The organism is Mucilaginibacter sp. PAMB04168, assembly GCF_039634365.2.
GTDB lineage: Bacteria > Bacteroidota > Bacteroidia > Sphingobacteriales > Sphingobacteriaceae > Mucilaginibacter.
Genome location: NZ_CP155079.2, coordinates 1248797 through 1264760 on the forward strand (window position 1 = coordinate 1248797; position 15964 = coordinate 1264760).

The 15964-nt window shown below is 45.0% G+C and carries 13 protein-coding genes; 8 read left to right on the forward strand and 5 right to left on the reverse strand.

Going from position 1 to position 15964, the window contains the following annotated elements:
* Window positions 1–27 precede the first annotated feature (27 nt).
* From atpA to ABDD94_RS05395, 4 genes are all read left to right on the forward strand, one after another.
* Entirely contained in the window at window positions 28–1602 is a 1575-nt protein-coding gene (gene atpA / locus ABDD94_RS05380) for a F0F1 ATP synthase subunit alpha (protein ID WP_345948556.1), read from the forward strand.
* Between the two features lie 98 nt (window positions 1603–1700).
* Window positions 1701–2591, forward strand: a complete 891-nt coding sequence (gene atpG, locus ABDD94_RS05385) for an ATP synthase F1 subunit gamma (protein WP_345954984.1) — start codon at window positions 1701–1703, stop codon at window positions 2589–2591.
* A gap of 236 nt (window positions 2592–2827) precedes the next feature.
* The gene (locus ABDD94_RS05390) at window positions 2828–3694 is read left to right on the forward strand and encodes a DUF4349 domain-containing protein (protein WP_345954985.1); all 867 of its coding nucleotides are present in this window, start codon (window positions 2828–2830) and stop codon (window positions 3692–3694) included.
* 65 nt (window positions 3695–3759) lie between these two features.
* Window positions 3760–3954, forward strand: coding sequence for a hypothetical protein (locus tag ABDD94_RS05395; protein WP_345954986.1), 195 nt, complete (start codon window positions 3760–3762; stop codon window positions 3952–3954).
* 70 nt (window positions 3955–4024) lie between these two features.
* Here ABDD94_RS05395 and gldB read toward each other — a convergent pair whose 3' ends face one another.
* A complete protein-coding gene (gene gldB / locus ABDD94_RS05400; RefSeq protein WP_345954987.1) occupies window positions 4025–5068 on the reverse strand; it encodes a gliding motility lipoprotein GldB in 1044 nt (347 codons plus the stop codon).
* Window positions 5069–5139: 71 nt separating this feature from the next.
* Here gldB and ABDD94_RS05405 point away from each other — a divergent pair, with 71 nt between their 5' ends.
* Window positions 5140–6795 carry an NAD+ synthase gene (locus ABDD94_RS05405; RefSeq protein ID WP_345954988.1) on the forward strand — a complete coding sequence of 552 codons (1656 nt, stop codon included), beginning with the start codon at window positions 5140–5142 and terminating at the stop codon, window positions 6793–6795.
* A 135-nt stretch (window positions 6796–6930) separates the two neighbouring features.
* On the opposite strand, the gene ABDD94_RS05410 is transcribed toward ABDD94_RS05405, so the two are convergent.
* Window positions 6931–10695 (reverse strand): S8 family serine peptidase, encoded by a 3765-nt coding sequence (locus ABDD94_RS05410; protein WP_345954989.1) that lies wholly within the window; start codon window positions 10693–10695, stop codon window positions 6931–6933.
* Window positions 10696–10866: 171 nt separating this feature from the next.
* Here ABDD94_RS05410 and ABDD94_RS05415 point away from each other — a divergent pair, with 171 nt between their 5' ends.
* On the forward strand, window positions 10867–11295 hold the full coding sequence (locus ABDD94_RS05415; protein WP_345954990.1) for a hypothetical protein: 429 nt from the start codon (window positions 10867–10869) through the stop codon (window positions 11293–11295).
* A gap of 177 nt (window positions 11296–11472) precedes the next feature.
* On the opposite strand, the gene ABDD94_RS05420 is transcribed toward ABDD94_RS05415, so the two are convergent.
* The 3 genes from ABDD94_RS05420 to ABDD94_RS05430 all read right to left on the reverse strand — a co-directional run bounded on the left by ABDD94_RS05420 (window position 11473) and on the right by ABDD94_RS05430 (window position 13460).
* Window positions 11473–12129, reverse strand: a complete 657-nt coding sequence (locus ABDD94_RS05420; RefSeq protein ID WP_345948548.1) for a DUF4136 domain-containing protein — start codon at window positions 12127–12129, stop codon at window positions 11473–11475.
* A gap of 78 nt (window positions 12130–12207) precedes the next feature.
* Window positions 12208–12819, reverse strand: a complete 612-nt coding sequence (locus tag ABDD94_RS05425) for a DUF4136 domain-containing protein (protein WP_345954991.1) — start codon at window positions 12817–12819, stop codon at window positions 12208–12210.
* A gap of 146 nt (window positions 12820–12965) precedes the next feature.
* On the reverse strand, window positions 12966–13460 hold the full coding sequence (locus ABDD94_RS05430; RefSeq protein WP_345954992.1) for a hypothetical protein: 495 nt from the start codon (window positions 13458–13460) through the stop codon (window positions 12966–12968).
* Between the two features lie 159 nt (window positions 13461–13619).
* Here ABDD94_RS05430 and ggt point away from each other — a divergent pair, with 159 nt between their 5' ends.
* Both ggt and ABDD94_RS05440 read left to right on the forward strand, forming a co-directional pair.
* A complete protein-coding gene (ggt, locus tag ABDD94_RS05435) occupies window positions 13620–15341 on the forward strand; it encodes a gamma-glutamyltransferase (RefSeq protein ID WP_345954993.1) in 1722 nt (573 codons plus the stop codon).
* A 42-nt stretch (window positions 15342–15383) separates the two neighbouring features.
* Window positions 15384–15785, forward strand: a complete 402-nt coding sequence (locus ABDD94_RS05440; RefSeq protein ID WP_345955978.1) for a DUF4348 domain-containing protein — start codon at window positions 15384–15386, stop codon at window positions 15783–15785.
* Window positions 15786–15964: the final 179 nt, after the last annotated feature.

Sequence of the window (15964 nt, forward strand, 5' to 3'; positions counted from 1 at the left end):
CACTTATACTAAAAATAAAACATTAAAATGGTAGAGGTTAGACCAGACGAAGTATCGGCCATCTTGCGTCAGCAGTTGTCGGGCTTTAAGTCAGAATCTGAATTAGAAGAAGTGGGTACTGTGCTTCAGGTAGGCGACGGTATTGCCCGCGTTTATGGCTTAACAAAAGTTCAATCAGGCGAGTTGGTTGAATTTGATAACGGCTTGCAAGGTATCGTACTTAACCTGGAAGAAGATAACGTGGGTGTGGTATTGTTGGGTAAGTATGACGAAGTAAAGGAAGGTGATACCGTTAAACGTACCAACAAAATTGCCTCTTTAAAAGTAGGTGAAGGTATGCTTGGCCGTGTGGTGAACACTCTGGGCGAGCCAATTGATGGCAAAGGCCCTATTGCCGGTGCTACTTATGACATGCCTCTGGAGCGTAAAGCTCCTGGTGTTATTTACCGTCAGCCGGTAACTGAGCCATTGCAAACTGGTATCAAAGCTATCGATGCAATGATTCCTATTGGCCGTGGCCAGCGCGAGTTGGTTATTGGTGACCGCCAGGTTGGTAAAACTGCGGTTTGTATCGATACCATCATCAATCAAAAAGAATTTTATGCTGCCGGCCAACCGGTAATTTGTATATATGTAGCTTGTGGTCAAAAGGCATCAACTGTTGCCAACATTGTACGCACGCTTGAGGAGAACGGTGCTATGCCTTACTCCATCGTTGTGGCTGCCAGTGCTGCTGAGCCTGCTCCAATGCAGTTCTTTGCGCCATTTGCAGGTGCTGCTATAGGCGAGTACTTCCGTGATACCGGTCGTCCGGCACTAATTGTTTATGATGATTTGTCTAAACAAGCTGTTGCTTACCGTGAGGTATCATTATTACTTCGCCGTCCACCGGGCCGTGAGGCTTATCCTGGTGACGTGTTTTATTTGCACAGCCGTTTGTTAGAACGTGCGGCCAAAATCAACGCAAATGATGAGATTGCCCGTGAGATGAACGATTTGCCAGATTCAATCAAACACCTGGTAAAAGGCGGTGGCTCGTTAACAGCATTGCCAATCATCGAAACACAGGCTGGTGACGTATCTGCCTATATCCCAACTAACGTAATTTCAATTACCGACGGTCAGATATTCCTGGAGTCGAACCTGTTTAACGCAGGTGTGCGTCCGGCTATCAACGTAGGTATTTCGGTATCACGTGTGGGTGGTAATGCGCAGATTAAATCCATGAAAAAAGTTGCCGGTACCTTAAAGCTTGACCAGGCACAATACCGCGAGTTAGAGGCTTTCTCTAAATTCGGTTCTGATTTGGATGCGGCTACTAAAAACGTGATTGATAAGGGTGCCCGTAACGTAGAGATCCTTAAACAAGGTCAGTACTCACCTGTATCTGTTGAAAAACAAGTTGCCATTATTTACATCGGTACTAAAAACCTGATGCGTAACGTGCCTGTAAACAAGGTAAGGGAGTTTGAAAGCGAGTTTACCAGCCAGCTGGAAATGCGTCATCCTGAAGTTTTAGCAGCCCTTAAAGCTGGTAAATTTGATGACCAGTTAACCGGCGTACTGGAAAAGGTAGCTAAAGAACTAACAGGAAAATATTAATATTTAGATAGGAGATAGGAGACGTGAGTATAGAGACAAGATTTTAAATCCTTGTTTTAAGCTCATATCTCATATCTCAATACTTACATCTCAAATAGATGGCTAATTTAAAAGAAGTAAGAAACCGTATTGCATCTGTAAACTCAACGCAGCAGATTACCAAAGCCATGAAAATGGTTTCGGCAGCTAAGCTGAAGAGAGCAACCAATGCTATTGTTCAGTTGCGTCCTTACGCTACTAAACTTAAAGAAATGCTGGCTAACCTATCGGCCAGTATTGAAGATGGCGCATCACCTTATTTGCAGGAGCGTGAGCCTGTACGTGTACTGGTGGTAGTGGTATCATCAAACCGCGGACTTGCAGGTGCTTTTAATACTAATGCCATTAAAGCTGCTAATAACATTATTGCCGAGAAATACAGCGAGCAGTTGAGAGCAGGTAATGTATCTATAGTAGCCATAGGCCGCAAAGCGCAAGACTATTACTTAAAACGTAATTACAATGTAATTGGTGATAATAATGAAGTTTACAGTGATTTGAACTTTATTAACGTATCGAAAATTACAGAGTCGGTTATGCAGGGCTTTGTGAATGGAGATTATGACCGCGTTGAGCTGGTTTATAACCACTTCCGCAACGCTGCTACGCAGTTTTTAGTAACTGAGCAGTTGTTGCCTGTGCCAAAAGCAGAAAGCGACGATAAAACTAAGAGTGCTGCCGAACAAACCGATTACATATTGGAGCCATCGCAGAAAGCTATTGTTGAGCAGCTGATTCCTAAGAATATTAAAATACAGTTGTACCGTGCCGTTCTGGATTCAAATGCTTCTGAACACGGCGCACGTATGACGGCTATGGACAAGGCGACTGAAAATGCCGGCGATCTGTTGAAGGCGTTAAAGCTTTCATACAACCAAGCCCGGCAAGCCGCAATCACCACTGAGCTTACTGAGATTGTGAGCGGTGCTGCGGCATTATCAAACGGATAATTATAAACTTAAATATGTGTTTAAAGCCCCGAACTCTCGGGGCTTTTTTCGTTTCCGGCAGGCAAGGCGTCAAAATTTTAGCTAACCGCATCTGCGCCTGATGTGCGTTTGCCATTCGTTAGTAGTACCTGGACTATTTTGCTTACGTAACAAACTTATCACACAAGCCAAACATAGGTTACTTTTTTGGGTTTCGGTGTATCAATAACAAAACCTTTAAACTTAACCAAATGAAAATGAGTAACTTATTAGTGCTCCTGGCCGCGCTTTGCCTGCTGGGAGCCTGCAAAGGGAGAAGCAATTACGAACCCGTTAACAATAGTGCAAGCAGCGCCGCCGATACGGTTGCAGCCGACAGTACCGCTACAAAATTGGTTAAAACGGCCGACATGGATATGAAAGTTAAAGATGTTTCGGCTGCCAGTGAGCACATTGTGAATCTTACGAATAAATTTCATGGCATGGTAATGCATCATCAAATGCAGTCAGAAGAGGTTAGATCGCAGGATATGCTTTTGAGCAGCGACTCTCTGCAACGCGTATCTGTTTTGCATACCACGGCGAGTATTGCAGTCAAGATCCCGTCAGATAGCTTGGAGCAATTTATGACACGTGTTGGCAAACTTGGGCTACATGTAAAGGCCAGGCGCATGGACATTGAAGATCGCACACTGGATTACCTGTCGTCGCAATTGAAACTAAACAGTCGTACGCAACTCATCAGCCAGCAAAAGACAGGGAAGATAAAAATTAAAGACCCGGCAGCCGTATTGATGCTAAAAGATGATATGGTTGATGAAAAGATTAATAATAAACGTATTGATGACGCTGCTCGAAACAGCGTGGTTGATATGAGTCTTTACCAAAGCGACGTAGTTATGAAAGAGAACATTGCAAACGACGATCCGGGCGCTTACCAAATTTCATTTTTTAAACAGTTTACATTTGCTTTGGCCAATGGCTGGCAGTTGTTTGCATCCTTCATAATAGGCCTTACCAACCTATGGGTTTTCATATTAGCTGGGGTAGGTGTATGGCTGTTGGTAAAGCGTTATGTAATGAAAGATGCCGTGCAGATAAAGCCTGTTAAAAATATGCAATGAGTTGCCCGATATTAGCTAAACATTTTTATTTTTGCGACAACATAATTGAAATCACTATGAGCTCGATGGAAAAGGCAAACTCAATCAATATCTATGCAATTTTAACGGTTGCCATCATTGTGGGCACTGTAGGTGTATTTTTCCGTTTCTTAGACCAAGCTTTTGGTCACGGATTTTTATTCACCAGCGTTTCAAACATCATCTTAGTAATTGGTATTTTAATTGCCTTGAAAGGTGTTTTTGCAATTTTAAAAGCGTAACCACACTTTAATCTATAAAAGAAAAGAGCTTTCTGATAATTTCAGAAAGCTCTTTTTTATTTTATCATCTTTACTTGGGATGGTACCCTGCATCATTCAATACCTTCTGTGCATCGGTCATTGCTAATAGCTGCTGTAAGGTGGTATCGGGGTGTTTAATCATGTATTGACGGACAATGCGCCAGCCGGTCCAAACAGCCAGCTTAGGTGCCGACTCGTTTTTTTCACCAAGGCCAGGGGTGAAGGGAGCTTCGTTAAGGTATTTCTGCAGTTTAATGTAATCAGTTTCGTATAACAGATTTTCTTCCAAAAAGTAACCCCATACATTGCTTTCAAAAGCCTGGCACCACTCCAATTGTTGCCTGGTATAACCAATTTTTGTGGTGTCGGGCACATCAGGCAACAATTGATCCATCAGGTACATCATTTTGCCCTCGTAAATCATTTTAGCCAGTAAAGATTTATCGTTGCCGCTCTCAGGGAACATGTCTTCACGTATAATACCCTCAATTATTCTTGGCACCATATTATCAGGCGTAAACCGGCGCGAAAGGTAGTGTGGAAATGTATTAACCAGCGCCGGGTAAAATTTTGATTTTGCACCCAGGAACATATCGAGCCCTACTCCAAAATAACCATTCCCCAATGTGGTTTGCGCCTGAAAACCTGAAAAGTAAGCATATACTTTTGGCAGTTGTTTAGCCGGAAAATAATATTTAATACGTTTGAAAGCATCGGTCAACCCTTCTTCTTGCTTATCCAGGTTAGGATAAACCGAGTCAACCTCATGTTTCAGATCCATGTATGGCTTTCCGCTAACCACCTGCCGGAGGTCGGCAAAGTAGCTGGTATCAGCAATGTTGCCCACTTCCAGTATGCGTTCTATGTAATCCTGGTAAAAATCGCCATATTTTTTTTGAAGTACGGTAACCTGTTGCGGCATGGGCCGGGTGCGGAGCATATCAAAGTCGTGATCAAAACGCTCAATATGTACTTCGAGCTTAATGTTGCTGATATCAACCTTATTCTTGTCCTGCTCGCAAGCCGTTATCAAAGTTGCCGCTAAAAAAAGCGCATAAAATTGTTTTAATTTGCCGCTGTAGAGTATCGTCATATTACTTTCAACAAAATTAAAGGTTTTGGGTTGCATTTATTATTGGCAACTCCATCTAATAAATGCATACTATGAAAATTGCACTCGCACAACTAAATTACCACATTGGTAATTTTGACTCCAATACCGCTAAAATTATTGAGGCTATCAATACGGCACGTCAAAACGGAGCCGATCTGGTGGTATTTGCTGAGCTATGCCTAAGTGGTTATCCGGCCCGCGACTTCCTGGAATTTAAAGAATTTATTGGCCTGTGCGAACAATCGGCCCAGCAAATTGCTGCGGCATGTGAAGGCATTGCTTGCATAATTGGTACCCCAACACCTAATAAGTATAAAAGCAAGGGCGGCAAGGACTTGCATAACTCAGCGTATTTTATTGCCGATGGTAAGGTGCAACAGGTAGTTAACAAAGCGTTATTGCCAAATTACGACGTATTTGATGAATATCGCTACTTTGAACCTGAAACAGAGTTTCAGTGTGTAGAATATAAAGGCCGCCGCATAGCGCTTACTATATGTGAGGACTTGTGGAATACTATAGAAAACCCGCTGTACATTACACGGCCAATGGATAAACTGATAGAGCAAAAGCCCGATGTAATGATAAATATTGCAGCTTCGCCGTTTGCTTATAACCATGATGAAGAGCGCATTGCCATTTTAGGGAATAATGCAAAGCGTTATAAACTACCGTTATTTTACGTAAACCATATTGGAGCCCAAACCGAAATTATTTTTGACGGTGGCTCACTGGTTTTTGGTAGTGATGGTAACTTGGTGGACGAGCTACCTTACTTTGAAGAAAAGCTGGCCTACTATACCTTAAACGACGATGCTACCGTTACGCCTGCCCAGCCGGCAACTTTAATGCCCGAACGACAAAGCGACATCGAGCAGATCTATCAGGGTTTAATACTCGGCATTCGTGATTACTTTTATAAATCAGGTTTTAAGCAAGCTATATTGGGACTTTCGGGCGGTATAGACTCTGCAGTGGTTTGTGCTTTGGCCGCAGAGGCTTTAGGTGCTGAGAACGTGATGGCCGTGCTGCTGCCATCTAAATACTCAACCAGCCACTCCATAACCGACGCCGAAGATCTGATTAAGAATCTGGGTTGCAAAACGGAGACGGTAGAAATTAAGAATATTACCGATGCCTTTGAAACCGCCCTGCACCCACAGTTTGACGGCCTGCCATTTAACATTGCCGAAGAAAATTTACAAGCCCGCAGCCGTGCGGTGGTATTGATGGCAATGTGTAATAAATTTGGTTACATCTTATTAAACACCTCTAACAAAAGCGAGGCAGCAGTAGGTTACGGCACCCTTTACGGTGATATGTGCGGCGGCATTTCCGTTTTGGGCGATGTATACAAAACGCAGGTTTACCAACTGGCTAAATTCATCAACCGTAACAGCGAAATTATCCCCGAAAACTCCATCGTTAAGCCACCATCAGCAGAGTTGCGCCCCGATCAGAAAGATAGTGACTCGCTGCCCGATTATGATACGCTGGATACCATCCTTGTGGAATATATCGAAAAGCGCCTGTCATCAGCCGAGATCATTCAGTCGGGTTACGATGAGACAACGGTACGCCGGGTAATTAAATTAGTAAACACGGCCGAACATAAGCGATATCAAACACCGCCCATTTTGCGGGTATCGCCCAAAGCTTTTGGTATGGGCCGCAGAATGCCTATTGTAGGCAAGTATTTATCTTAGTGAGCTAATTACAGAAAAATTGTGAAACTGGCCTAAAGCATTTAGTTGCTAACACCGTAGGCTTGTTTCCTAACACTATAAAAACAAAGGAGGCCGGTTGATGATAACCGGCCTCCTTTGTTTTATAACACCTCTTTACTTTATAATAATCACCTTGGCACTGTAGGCTTTCTGTCCAAGCAATACGCGTAGAATATAAGTTCCGGCTGGTTGGTTTGATACGCTGAAAGTGGTACTGTAACTGCCGGCCTGTATACTGGCTTTATTACTGTAAACCGTTTTGCCTAGTGTGTTTACCAATGATAGTGTCATGTCGCTGGCAGCATCGGCTATAAAGCTCACATTAAGCTCCGTAGTGGCAGGCACCGGGTAAGCCGACAGTCTGATGGCGGTTGGTGTATTGGTTGCCGCATCGCTCTTTATATAAGTATATACAGGCGATATAGCTGTACAGCCGGTTACCAATACATTTTTTAATTGGTAATTGCCGCTCTGAGCGGGCACATAGGTTTGACCGGTAGCGCCGGGTACGAGCACGCCGTTTAAATACCACTGGTTGTTAGCCGTAAAGTTTGATACCAGCGTAGTGCCGTTTTGAGTAATTACCGGACTGGCGGCTACAACCGGAACCCTGGCTACCGAGGCGCAGCCGGCACTGGCTACTTTCATATCAAAAAAGTAATAGTAAAAGCTCCGGTAAGCTGTTGTGTCTGATGGGTTAGTGGCCAGCGTGGCATTATTGCGGGTAATGGCAAAAATATCATTACCAAACGGATACCCGCTTACCCCACCATTACTACGATAAAGGGTAGCGTTGTTAGCGTAGGTTATGCTTAAACGGTAAGATCCTGGGTCGGGTAATAACAAGTTCAGGTTGTAAACCTGGCCTTGGTCGGCCAGGTCATCGGCCTGTGCGCCTGCGGCCGGTGTAGTGCGGGTAGCGGTAACGTTAAGCACCGTGCGGCCCACCTCTTCGCCATTTGCGTTGCTTGCGGTTATAGTTACCCGGCCCGAATTGCCAACATATAAGCGCGCACTTTGAATAATAACGGGTATTTTAGTAGTTACGGTTACAATTTGGCCAAACTGGTTATAGCTGCCGCCACTAAAGGCATATTTGGTGGCCGGCCCTACGCTTGCGCTATAGTCATTTAAAGCTGCATAAAAAGTTTTGTTAGCAGGTGCAGTTTTGGTAAAAGTAGTTTGCCCCGCTGCTACCGGAACACCGCCGGTAGGCGTAGCGTACCATAATACTGCGCCATCACCTGTACCCGATAGGAGGTATTGCTGTGTATCATCACAATAAACGGCAGATAGGTTGGTAGGTACAGGCGTTGAGCCAATAACTACTGATGCTGTAACTGTATTGTTGGCTAAAATTGGATCATTGTTCAACAATACTTCGGCCGTTACCGTGTAAGATGCACCTGCTACTGTAGTGTAGGTACTGTTCAAAATAAAATCATCTTCGGCAGCCTGCGGTAAAGTGCCGGTGTACGTTTCAATTAAGGTGGTAACCTGCCCGCCGTTGGCCGGCGTGATGGTTACCCTGACAGGAATGTTATTAATTTCTGACGTACCGAAGTTTTTTAACCGCACACTAATGCGTGAATTTCCCGCACAACCACCGCCTATAGCACTGTTACTTACCGATAGTGCACCGGCATCGCGCGCCGCTTGCATAAATTGTACCCGGTAATCCTGCGTTTCGCCTTTGCTGTAAGTTCCGCAAGGCGTTATGGTATTAGGATCGCTGGTTTCATTTAAAACTACACGCATGAGGCTGTAGTTGCCTGGTATCACATCGGGTGGCACGGTTATCTGGCCGGTAAAAGTACCTGTTCCGTTGATGTTATTGCTTGTAGTAACGGCCAGTTCGGTCACAGGGTTAAAAGTACCATCGCCGTTCCAGTCTACAAATACTTTAGCGCGTTTGTCAAAATTGGCTCCACAGGTACCCAAAGTTATGCTTACAGGATAGCTACGGCCTTTTTCGAGTTGGGCAGTGAGGCCGGTAAAATTTGAATAGCCGGTGCAGCCTGCGGCCGGTGTATTGTTGATGTTCGACAGGGTGAAATTATTAATACGCGAGTCGGCGTTCGAAGCGGGTGCTGATGTGCAATACTCCGCGCCGCCAATGCCGGTAATAACCATGGAGTAAGGCTGTGAGCCGGTTGTTAAGGTGCCTTTATGGGTAACCGTTATGGTATAACGTTTACCTGGAACCGCGTTTTCGATATATACCTGCTCTATGTTGTCGCGTATATTATTGCCGCGTGTGGCAGCGGCTGACGGATTGAGCGGATCTAAAAGCCAGGCGTTATAGGTAGTGGTACCATCGGTTACTTTTACATCCAAATCGTTCACCAGTTTTGGTGTGCGGTCGTTTATTGTTCCATCGGCCGAAACCGTGCCTTGCTGGTCTGTCCAGGCAATGGTTACACTAAATGGACCATTGCCCGATGCAGTAAAAGCACCTGTAAAAGTTTGCCCCTGGGTAAGTGTATTTTCATTGATTTGGCTTTTGGTGCCGCGGTCGGTTATAGCTTGTGCTGCCTTTTGCATATCCAGTACACCCCAGCCAAAAATATAATCGGGCCCAATATTACCGGCATCGAAAGCGGTATGGCAAACCAGTGCCTTCAAAGTAGCCGAGCGCATAAAAGCATTGCTATTGCGCTGGCTGTACAACTCTTGCAATAGATATAATGAACCTGTAACATTTGGTGTAGCCATGGATGTGCCCGACAGTGTAGTATAAGCAGTTGGGCTGCTGCTACTAGTTGATAAAACCGCATCACCATCACCACAAATATCAGGTTTAATACGGCCATCATCAGTTGGCCCAATAGCACTAAAGTACGCTGCCACAACCTCTTGCCGGGTAGTTGGACCGTAAGGTAACTGGTTAACGGCACCAACGGTTAAAACATTTTTAGCATTGCTAAAACCGGGTATTACATCATACCCAGTATTACTGCTAATGCCGGCCGGACGCGGGCCTTTGTTTATCAGCGTTGGGTTGGTGCGGCTGGTATAGCCCCAATAATTAGCACCATCTGCCGGACCGGGGTACCCTCTGCTGTTGCCAGATGCGCTTACAATTAAATAATAGGGCGCGTTTACGGCCACCTGGTCAAGGCTGCGCGATTCGCTGTCATAAAAACCGAATTTGTAATCCTCAGTATCGCCGGGTAAACCGTACCACTCCCAGCGCGCTTCATCCTCATCGTAATTCCATCCCGCTAAAGTACCATACGAGTGGTTAGACAGTAACAGACCGGTAGCCGCTGCTGTTGTTATCTCAGCTACGTCATTATTAAAATCGTACGATTGCAGTGTTGAGGCATTAAAGGCCATGCCTTTGGCAGGTGCATAAAGTCCTTTGGCTATCATGGTACCGGCAACGTGTGTAGCATGCAAATCTATAGCGGCTGCTGCATTGCGCAAGGTAATCGTCTTACCGGCGAATTCCTGGTGACCGGTATATACCGAACCACCATCCCATATGGCTAACTTACCATTAAGCAGTGTGCTTGCACCTGAAAGATTGAGCCCTGTAGCGCCGCCCGGTTGTACTGTATTAGTACGTGTGGTGGATGCAGCTATAACGTTATTATAAGTCTTATAATAAATAGGAAAGCCTAAGCGATTTAATCTTTGCAAGGAAAACACCGTGCCGCTTTTGGATACTTTACGGGTAGGCCAGTTAAATTGCGGTGCTGCGCTTAAAGCTTTTTGTAGGCTGGTGGTGTACGTGCTTTCGAGCTGGGTGGCCAGTTGGTCCAACTCTGCCTTCTTGGCTGCAGTAACCAAGGGCTTTTGCGCCATAACGCCGGCACTAAAAAGCACCAGCAATAACGCTCCCGAAATACTTTTAAAGTAGTAGTTTATATGCATATTGTAATTTAGTAGCCTTACCGGCGGGGATGGTAAAGCAGGCGTAAGTTAAGTATTATGCGGCAACATTTTACTGCCGGATATTTACCTTAAATTTACCTTTTTACAACTATCAAATTTGTACAAAATATGCCGACATTAAAGATGATGTTAAAACTTACAGCTATAAATATGTTAGCCTTACTGTCGTGTTCTACGCAAAAAGCGCAATCACAGGCACGAGTTACAGAGGGGGTTGAAGGTTATATCTACCGGTTGAGTGGAAATCCGATGCCCATGAAAGGCAAGTCATCTGGTGGCAAGGGCAAAGGCGTTGTGCGCGAAGTATGGATTTACCGGGCCACCAACACACAGCAAACGCAAGGTAATATGCCATTGTTTACCCGAGTGAACAGCCGTTTAGCCGCTAAGGTTAAAAGTGATAGTACAGGCCATTACCAGGCGAAGTTACCAGCGGGAACTTACTCTGTTTTTGTAAAGGAAAGCAACGGGCTTTTTGCGGCAGAGACTGATGGCCAAGGGATATTAAACCCGGTTAAAGTAGAAAGGGGAACGGTGGCAAAGCGCGATGTTAGGATTACGCTGGATGCTGCATTTTAATTGAAAGAGTAACTCAATCCTTGTAATGCAGGCATTGTTTGAGGCGATTTAAAGCACAAAGTTGCTGCTTTTTCGGGATATCACTTTTTCGGAAGGAAGAGATGCAGCAATAACCTACAAAAAGCAAAGGGGGCTTTGTAAAGCCCCCTTTGCAGGAATCATTAAATAGCAGAATTTTTATGAACGCACAGGTAAGCGTTTAAAAATGTCTTCTACAATTTTTGGCAGTTGCGTCATCACCTTTTGCGGGTCGCGGCTTAGCTCGCCGGCGCCGTAGCCAATCCATACCGGCTCATGGGTACGGGCATCTATCAGCTCAATTGACAGTACGCCTTCTTTAAAATGTTCCTGGCTTGGATAGGCATAACCACCGCCCCAGCCGCCGTAAAAGTACGGGCTAAAACGGCCACGGAAACCCCAGCCGCCCCAACCTGGTCCCCAGCCCCAACCGCCATAATAAGGCGAGTAGTAGCTGGTACGGGTACCGCGGTCAACAATGGTATTAAAGCGTACCAATAAATCGGCACGGCCCTCTTGCAGGGTTAAACCCTTGCTTTGCAAATTGCTTACGGTAGCATCCTTAATTTTTTGCATCGCCTCCGGGTTGTTGTAATACCGGTTATTGTTCACGTAATTTAAACGTGCGCCTAAATCGCGTTTATTAACTAAAACGCTGTCGGGCTTGCGTGCTTTAAGGAGCGGTGCAAAAGCAAATGATTTGTACTGACTCAAACTAATGTCGTCTTTTCCGGCGGTGTAGTACCTGTAATTGCTACAAGCCGAAAAGGCAGTGATGACAACCAGCAACACTGCTATATTTAGTATTCTTTTCATGATATAATTTTGCTAATGTAAGTTAGACAAAACCCGAGCCAAAGGTTTAATGGTTGTTGCAACTTTTTTTCTTAAAAATCAACGCTGTTTAACCGCCGTTAAAGGCAACTTTTTAATGATGCCGTTTACCACTTTAGGTATATCATTTGTGGCTTGTGCAGGGTTATCTACCTCGCCTACACCATAGCCCCGCCATATCACTTTGCGGGTTCTGCGGTCAATAAGGTCAATAATTAATGTCCCTTGCTTATAGGGTACGCGCTCAACGTCATTGCCTAGGTATACCTGGTATGGAGCGCTGTAAGCATAATAGTAAGCACGGCGGCCATGGTAATAACCCAGCCGCGGGTAATAACCGCCGCCAGCGTAATCATAAACAGGCTGGTCATAGATCCGCTCTTTCTCGTCTAACATAATCATATAGCGCACCAGTAAATCCGGGTTTTTGCCTTTCAGTCGCAAGCCCCGCTCCTCTAAATCTGTTGTGGCAGTTTCATGTATGCGCTGGTCGGCAATATCATTGTTAAGCGCTGCATTGCGCGTTTGCTTAAGCGGCGGCAACCAGGCAAAGGTGCGGTACTTGCTTAGTGTGGTGGCGGTGCCACCTACAGAGTAATAAGAATAACGTGAACATGCTGTAATGAGGCTTATTGTCATTACCGTAATGCTCAGAAATATTATCTTTTTCATGTTTTGTTAAATAGTAAATGCACTAATTAAAGTGCTCAATCAGGAAATTTGTTTTCGTAAGAAGAAAGGGTAGCATGAAATTCCCGGTCCAACAAAAAAGCCCGCATGTAAACAACATGCGGGCCCGTTTATTATGTAAACGAAATTTACTTAAATGTATACTTAATACCTAAACCCGGAGCCAGGTCAAAAAACGGACCGCGGGCTAATTCAACGCGTGGGTTAAGATCCAGGCTAATGGCTATAGGGCTTTGCGGAATAAGGTACTCTAAACCTATTACACCATCCGCACCAAGTAAAAGGCCGCTCTTGTAGTACTCGTCGTCGCCGCCGTATCTTTTGTAGTAGCCATCACCAACGGCACCTAAGTGGGCACCTGCACCGTAATAAAACTTAAGTTCAGCTACATCAAAAGCAGTTTGATGTATTTCGTATAAGCCGGTTAGTACCACACCATGTGAGCGTATGCCTAAAATACCCTCAATGGCGGTATTAGGTTTCATAAAGTATTTGCCGGATATGCCGTTCTCGTAGCCGCCAAATTTCAAACCCACGGCCCCTCTGTAATCTTGTGCACTGGCTTTCTGTTGCAACAGCATTACAAACGCTGCAATAATTAATAATAGAGCTGTTTTTCTCATGATGTGATTTTTTACTTAACGGCAAATTTCGGTTTTTGTGCCTTTAAGGGTTTAAAAAAAGTTGACTTAATTATTTTGTGGCTGATTTTTAACCACAAAAACGCCTCTTTGACTGTGGCGTATTAGGATAGTTTAATGCTATTGCATTAACTTAGTAAAATGATCACCATCGTTACCACAACTTTAAATATCCGCATGCAGATATGCAAACTGCTTTCCTTTATGATTACCGCAAGCTTGCTGACCACCACAGCTCAAGCGCAAAGCGAGCCCGATGCCTATCACAAAGGCATGGTGGTTTGTGCCTATCCTGATGCTGCACAAGCTGGTTTATCTATACTTAAAAAAGGAGGTAACGCCGTTGATGCTGCCGTGGCGGTGCAATTTGCATTGGCTGTAACGCTGCCACAGGCAGGCAATATTGGCGGCGGCGGCTTTATGGTATACCGGTCTGGCAAGGGCGAAACCAATACGCTCGATTTTAGAGAAAAAGCGCCGGCAGCAGCCAGTGCTAACATGTACCTTGATGCCAACGGAAACGTTATACCCAACAAAAGCCTGTATACCCACCAGGCTGCCGGTGTTCCCGGCTCTGTTGATGGCATGGTGCAGGCCCACAAAAAGTATGGCAAGTTAAAATGGGCGGAGCTGGTACAACCCGCAATAGATCTGGCCCGTAAAGGCTTTAAGGTAACAGAGCACCTGGCTAATGACCTTAACCGAAACAAGGCTGATTTTAATCGCCTGAATGCAGCTGGCAAAAATTACTTTACAAAAGATACACCCTGGAAAGCAGGCGATATACTGGTGCTGGAAGACCTGGCCAAAACACTAACCCAGATACGCGATAACGGTCGTGCCGGTTTTTACGAAGGCTCCGTTGCATCTTATATGGTTGCTGAAATGAAAAAGGGTAACGGCCTCATTACTCAGGCCGATTTGGATAACTACCATTCCGTATGGCGTAAAGCGGTAACCGGGCAGTACAAGCAGTACAAGGTTATCACTATGCCGCCACCCTCAAGCGGAGGAATTGCCTTATTGCAGTTATTACGAAGCGTTGAGCCTTTCCCCTTAACACGTTGGGGCCACAACCAAGACTCCACCGTTCAGCTGATAACCGAAGCGGAGCGCCGCGTATATGCCGACCGTTCCAAATACCTGGGCGACCCCGATTTTTATAAGGTACCGGCTGATAGCTTACTAAGGTCCGGTTACATTGCCAATCGCATGAAAACTTTTAATTGGAACGCAGCCACGCCAAGCAGCTCTGTACAGCCTGGTAGCTTTGCTGGCTATGAAAGCGACCAAACCACGCACTACTCTATTGTTGATGCACAGGGCAATGCCGTGTCTATAACCACTACGTTAAACGGCTCGTTTGGGAACAAGATATTTGTAGCAGGCGCCGGCTTTTTGCTGAACAACGAAATGGACGACTTTAGCGCCAAGCCAGGTGTACCTAATATGTTTGGTCTTATTGGTGGTAAAGCAAATAGCATTCAACCAGGTAAGCGCATGCTATCGTCCATGACGCCAACTATTTTAGAGAAGGATGGCAAACTGTTTATGGTGGTAGGTACCCCCGGAGGTTCAACAATTATTACTTCAGTATTTCAAACCATTCTGAATGTTGTTGAATTTGGGCAGGATGCTCAGCAGGCGGTAACCTCCAAACGTTTTCATCACCAGTGGTTGCCGGATGAAGTGTATATAGAGGATGAGTCTTTGAACGCCGGCGTAATAAGTAAGCTGCAGCAAAAAGGTTACAAGATCATCAATCGGGGCGGTATTGGCCGTGTAGATGCTATTGTGGTTACACCAAAAGGGTATGTTGGCGGTGCCGACCCGAGGGGGGATGATACTAAAATGGGTTGGTAAGTGATGAGGGTAATACTAATAGCTGTAATGATGTCCTGCATGATGGTTTCTTGCAAAAATGATCGGCATAATTCTTCTCAAGCTTTCCAGCAAGTATCGGGTAGTGACTTTAGGAAGAATAATGGCATTAGGACAGAATCTTTTGATTCCTTTTTTCAGAGGTTTAAGACTGACTCTGTTCTGCAACTGTCGAGCATCAACTTTCCTTTGAAAAATATTTTGCGTTACGAAGAGGGCGATACAATTAAAGTAATCAATAGGAGGGACTGGAAGTTTTGGAAGTTTGAAACCGAAAAAACGTACATAACTACAAGACAAGAAACTGGCAGTAATAAAGCTGCGGCCATTTTAGAAATGGAGGATACCGGAGTGCATGTAACTTACCACTTCGTAAAAAATAACGATGAATGGAAACTGGATGTCATTGAAGATGAATCGACCTGACAATGTCCTGCGTTAGGGATAGTAGCGGATACCGGCTTTGTGGTTAAGGCCGGTGCAGTATGAGCGGATAGCCCGGCCCTTAAGGGAAGCGCCTTTAGAAGAATCAAGATGCTTATTTTTGTTTGAGATGCTTGGTCCTCTTATAATTTTAACAATTCCACACCTCTTGCCCACACCCC

Bases quoted from the DNA above. Each gene is read 5' to 3' on its own strand.
- ggt (WP_345954993.1), top strand. From the start codon at position 13,620: ATGATCACCATCGTTACCACAACTTTAAATATCCGCATGCAGATATGC.
- ABDD94_RS05395 (WP_345954986.1), top strand. From the start codon at position 3,760: ATGGAAAAGGCAAACTCAATCAATATCTATGCAATTTTAACGGTTGCC.
- ABDD94_RS05440 (WP_345955978.1), top strand. From the start codon at position 15,384: ATGGTTTCTTGCAAAAATGATCGGCATAATTCTTCTCAAGCTTTCCAG.
- ABDD94_RS05405 (WP_345954988.1), top strand. From the start codon at position 5,140: ATGAAAATTGCACTCGCACAACTAAATTACCACATTGGTAATTTTGAC.
- ABDD94_RS05390 (WP_345954985.1), top strand. From the start codon at position 2,828: ATGAGTAACTTATTAGTGCTCCTGGCCGCGCTTTGCCTGCTGGGAGCC.
- ABDD94_RS05425 (WP_345954991.1), bottom strand. From the start codon at position 12,819: ATGAAAAAGATAATATTTCTGAGCATTACGGTAATGACAATAAGCCTC.
- atpA (WP_345948556.1), top strand. From the start codon at position 28: ATGGTAGAGGTTAGACCAGACGAAGTATCGGCCATCTTGCGTCAGCAG.
- ABDD94_RS05415 (WP_345954990.1), top strand. From the start codon at position 10,867: ATGTTAGCCTTACTGTCGTGTTCTACGCAAAAAGCGCAATCACAGGCA.
- ABDD94_RS05420 (WP_345948548.1), bottom strand. From the start codon at position 12,129: ATGAAAAGAATACTAAATATAGCAGTGTTGCTGGTTGTCATCACTGCC.
- ABDD94_RS05410 (WP_345954989.1), bottom strand. From the start codon at position 10,695: ATGCATATAAACTACTACTTTAAAAGTATTTCGGGAGCGTTATTGCTG.
- atpG (WP_345954984.1), top strand. From the start codon at position 1,701: ATGGCTAATTTAAAAGAAGTAAGAAACCGTATTGCATCTGTAAACTCA.
- ABDD94_RS05430 (WP_345954992.1), bottom strand. From the start codon at position 13,460: ATGAGAAAAACAGCTCTATTATTAATTATTGCAGCGTTTGTAATGCTG.
- gldB (WP_345954987.1), bottom strand. From the start codon at position 5,068: ATGACGATACTCTACAGCGGCAAATTAAAACAATTTTATGCGCTTTTT.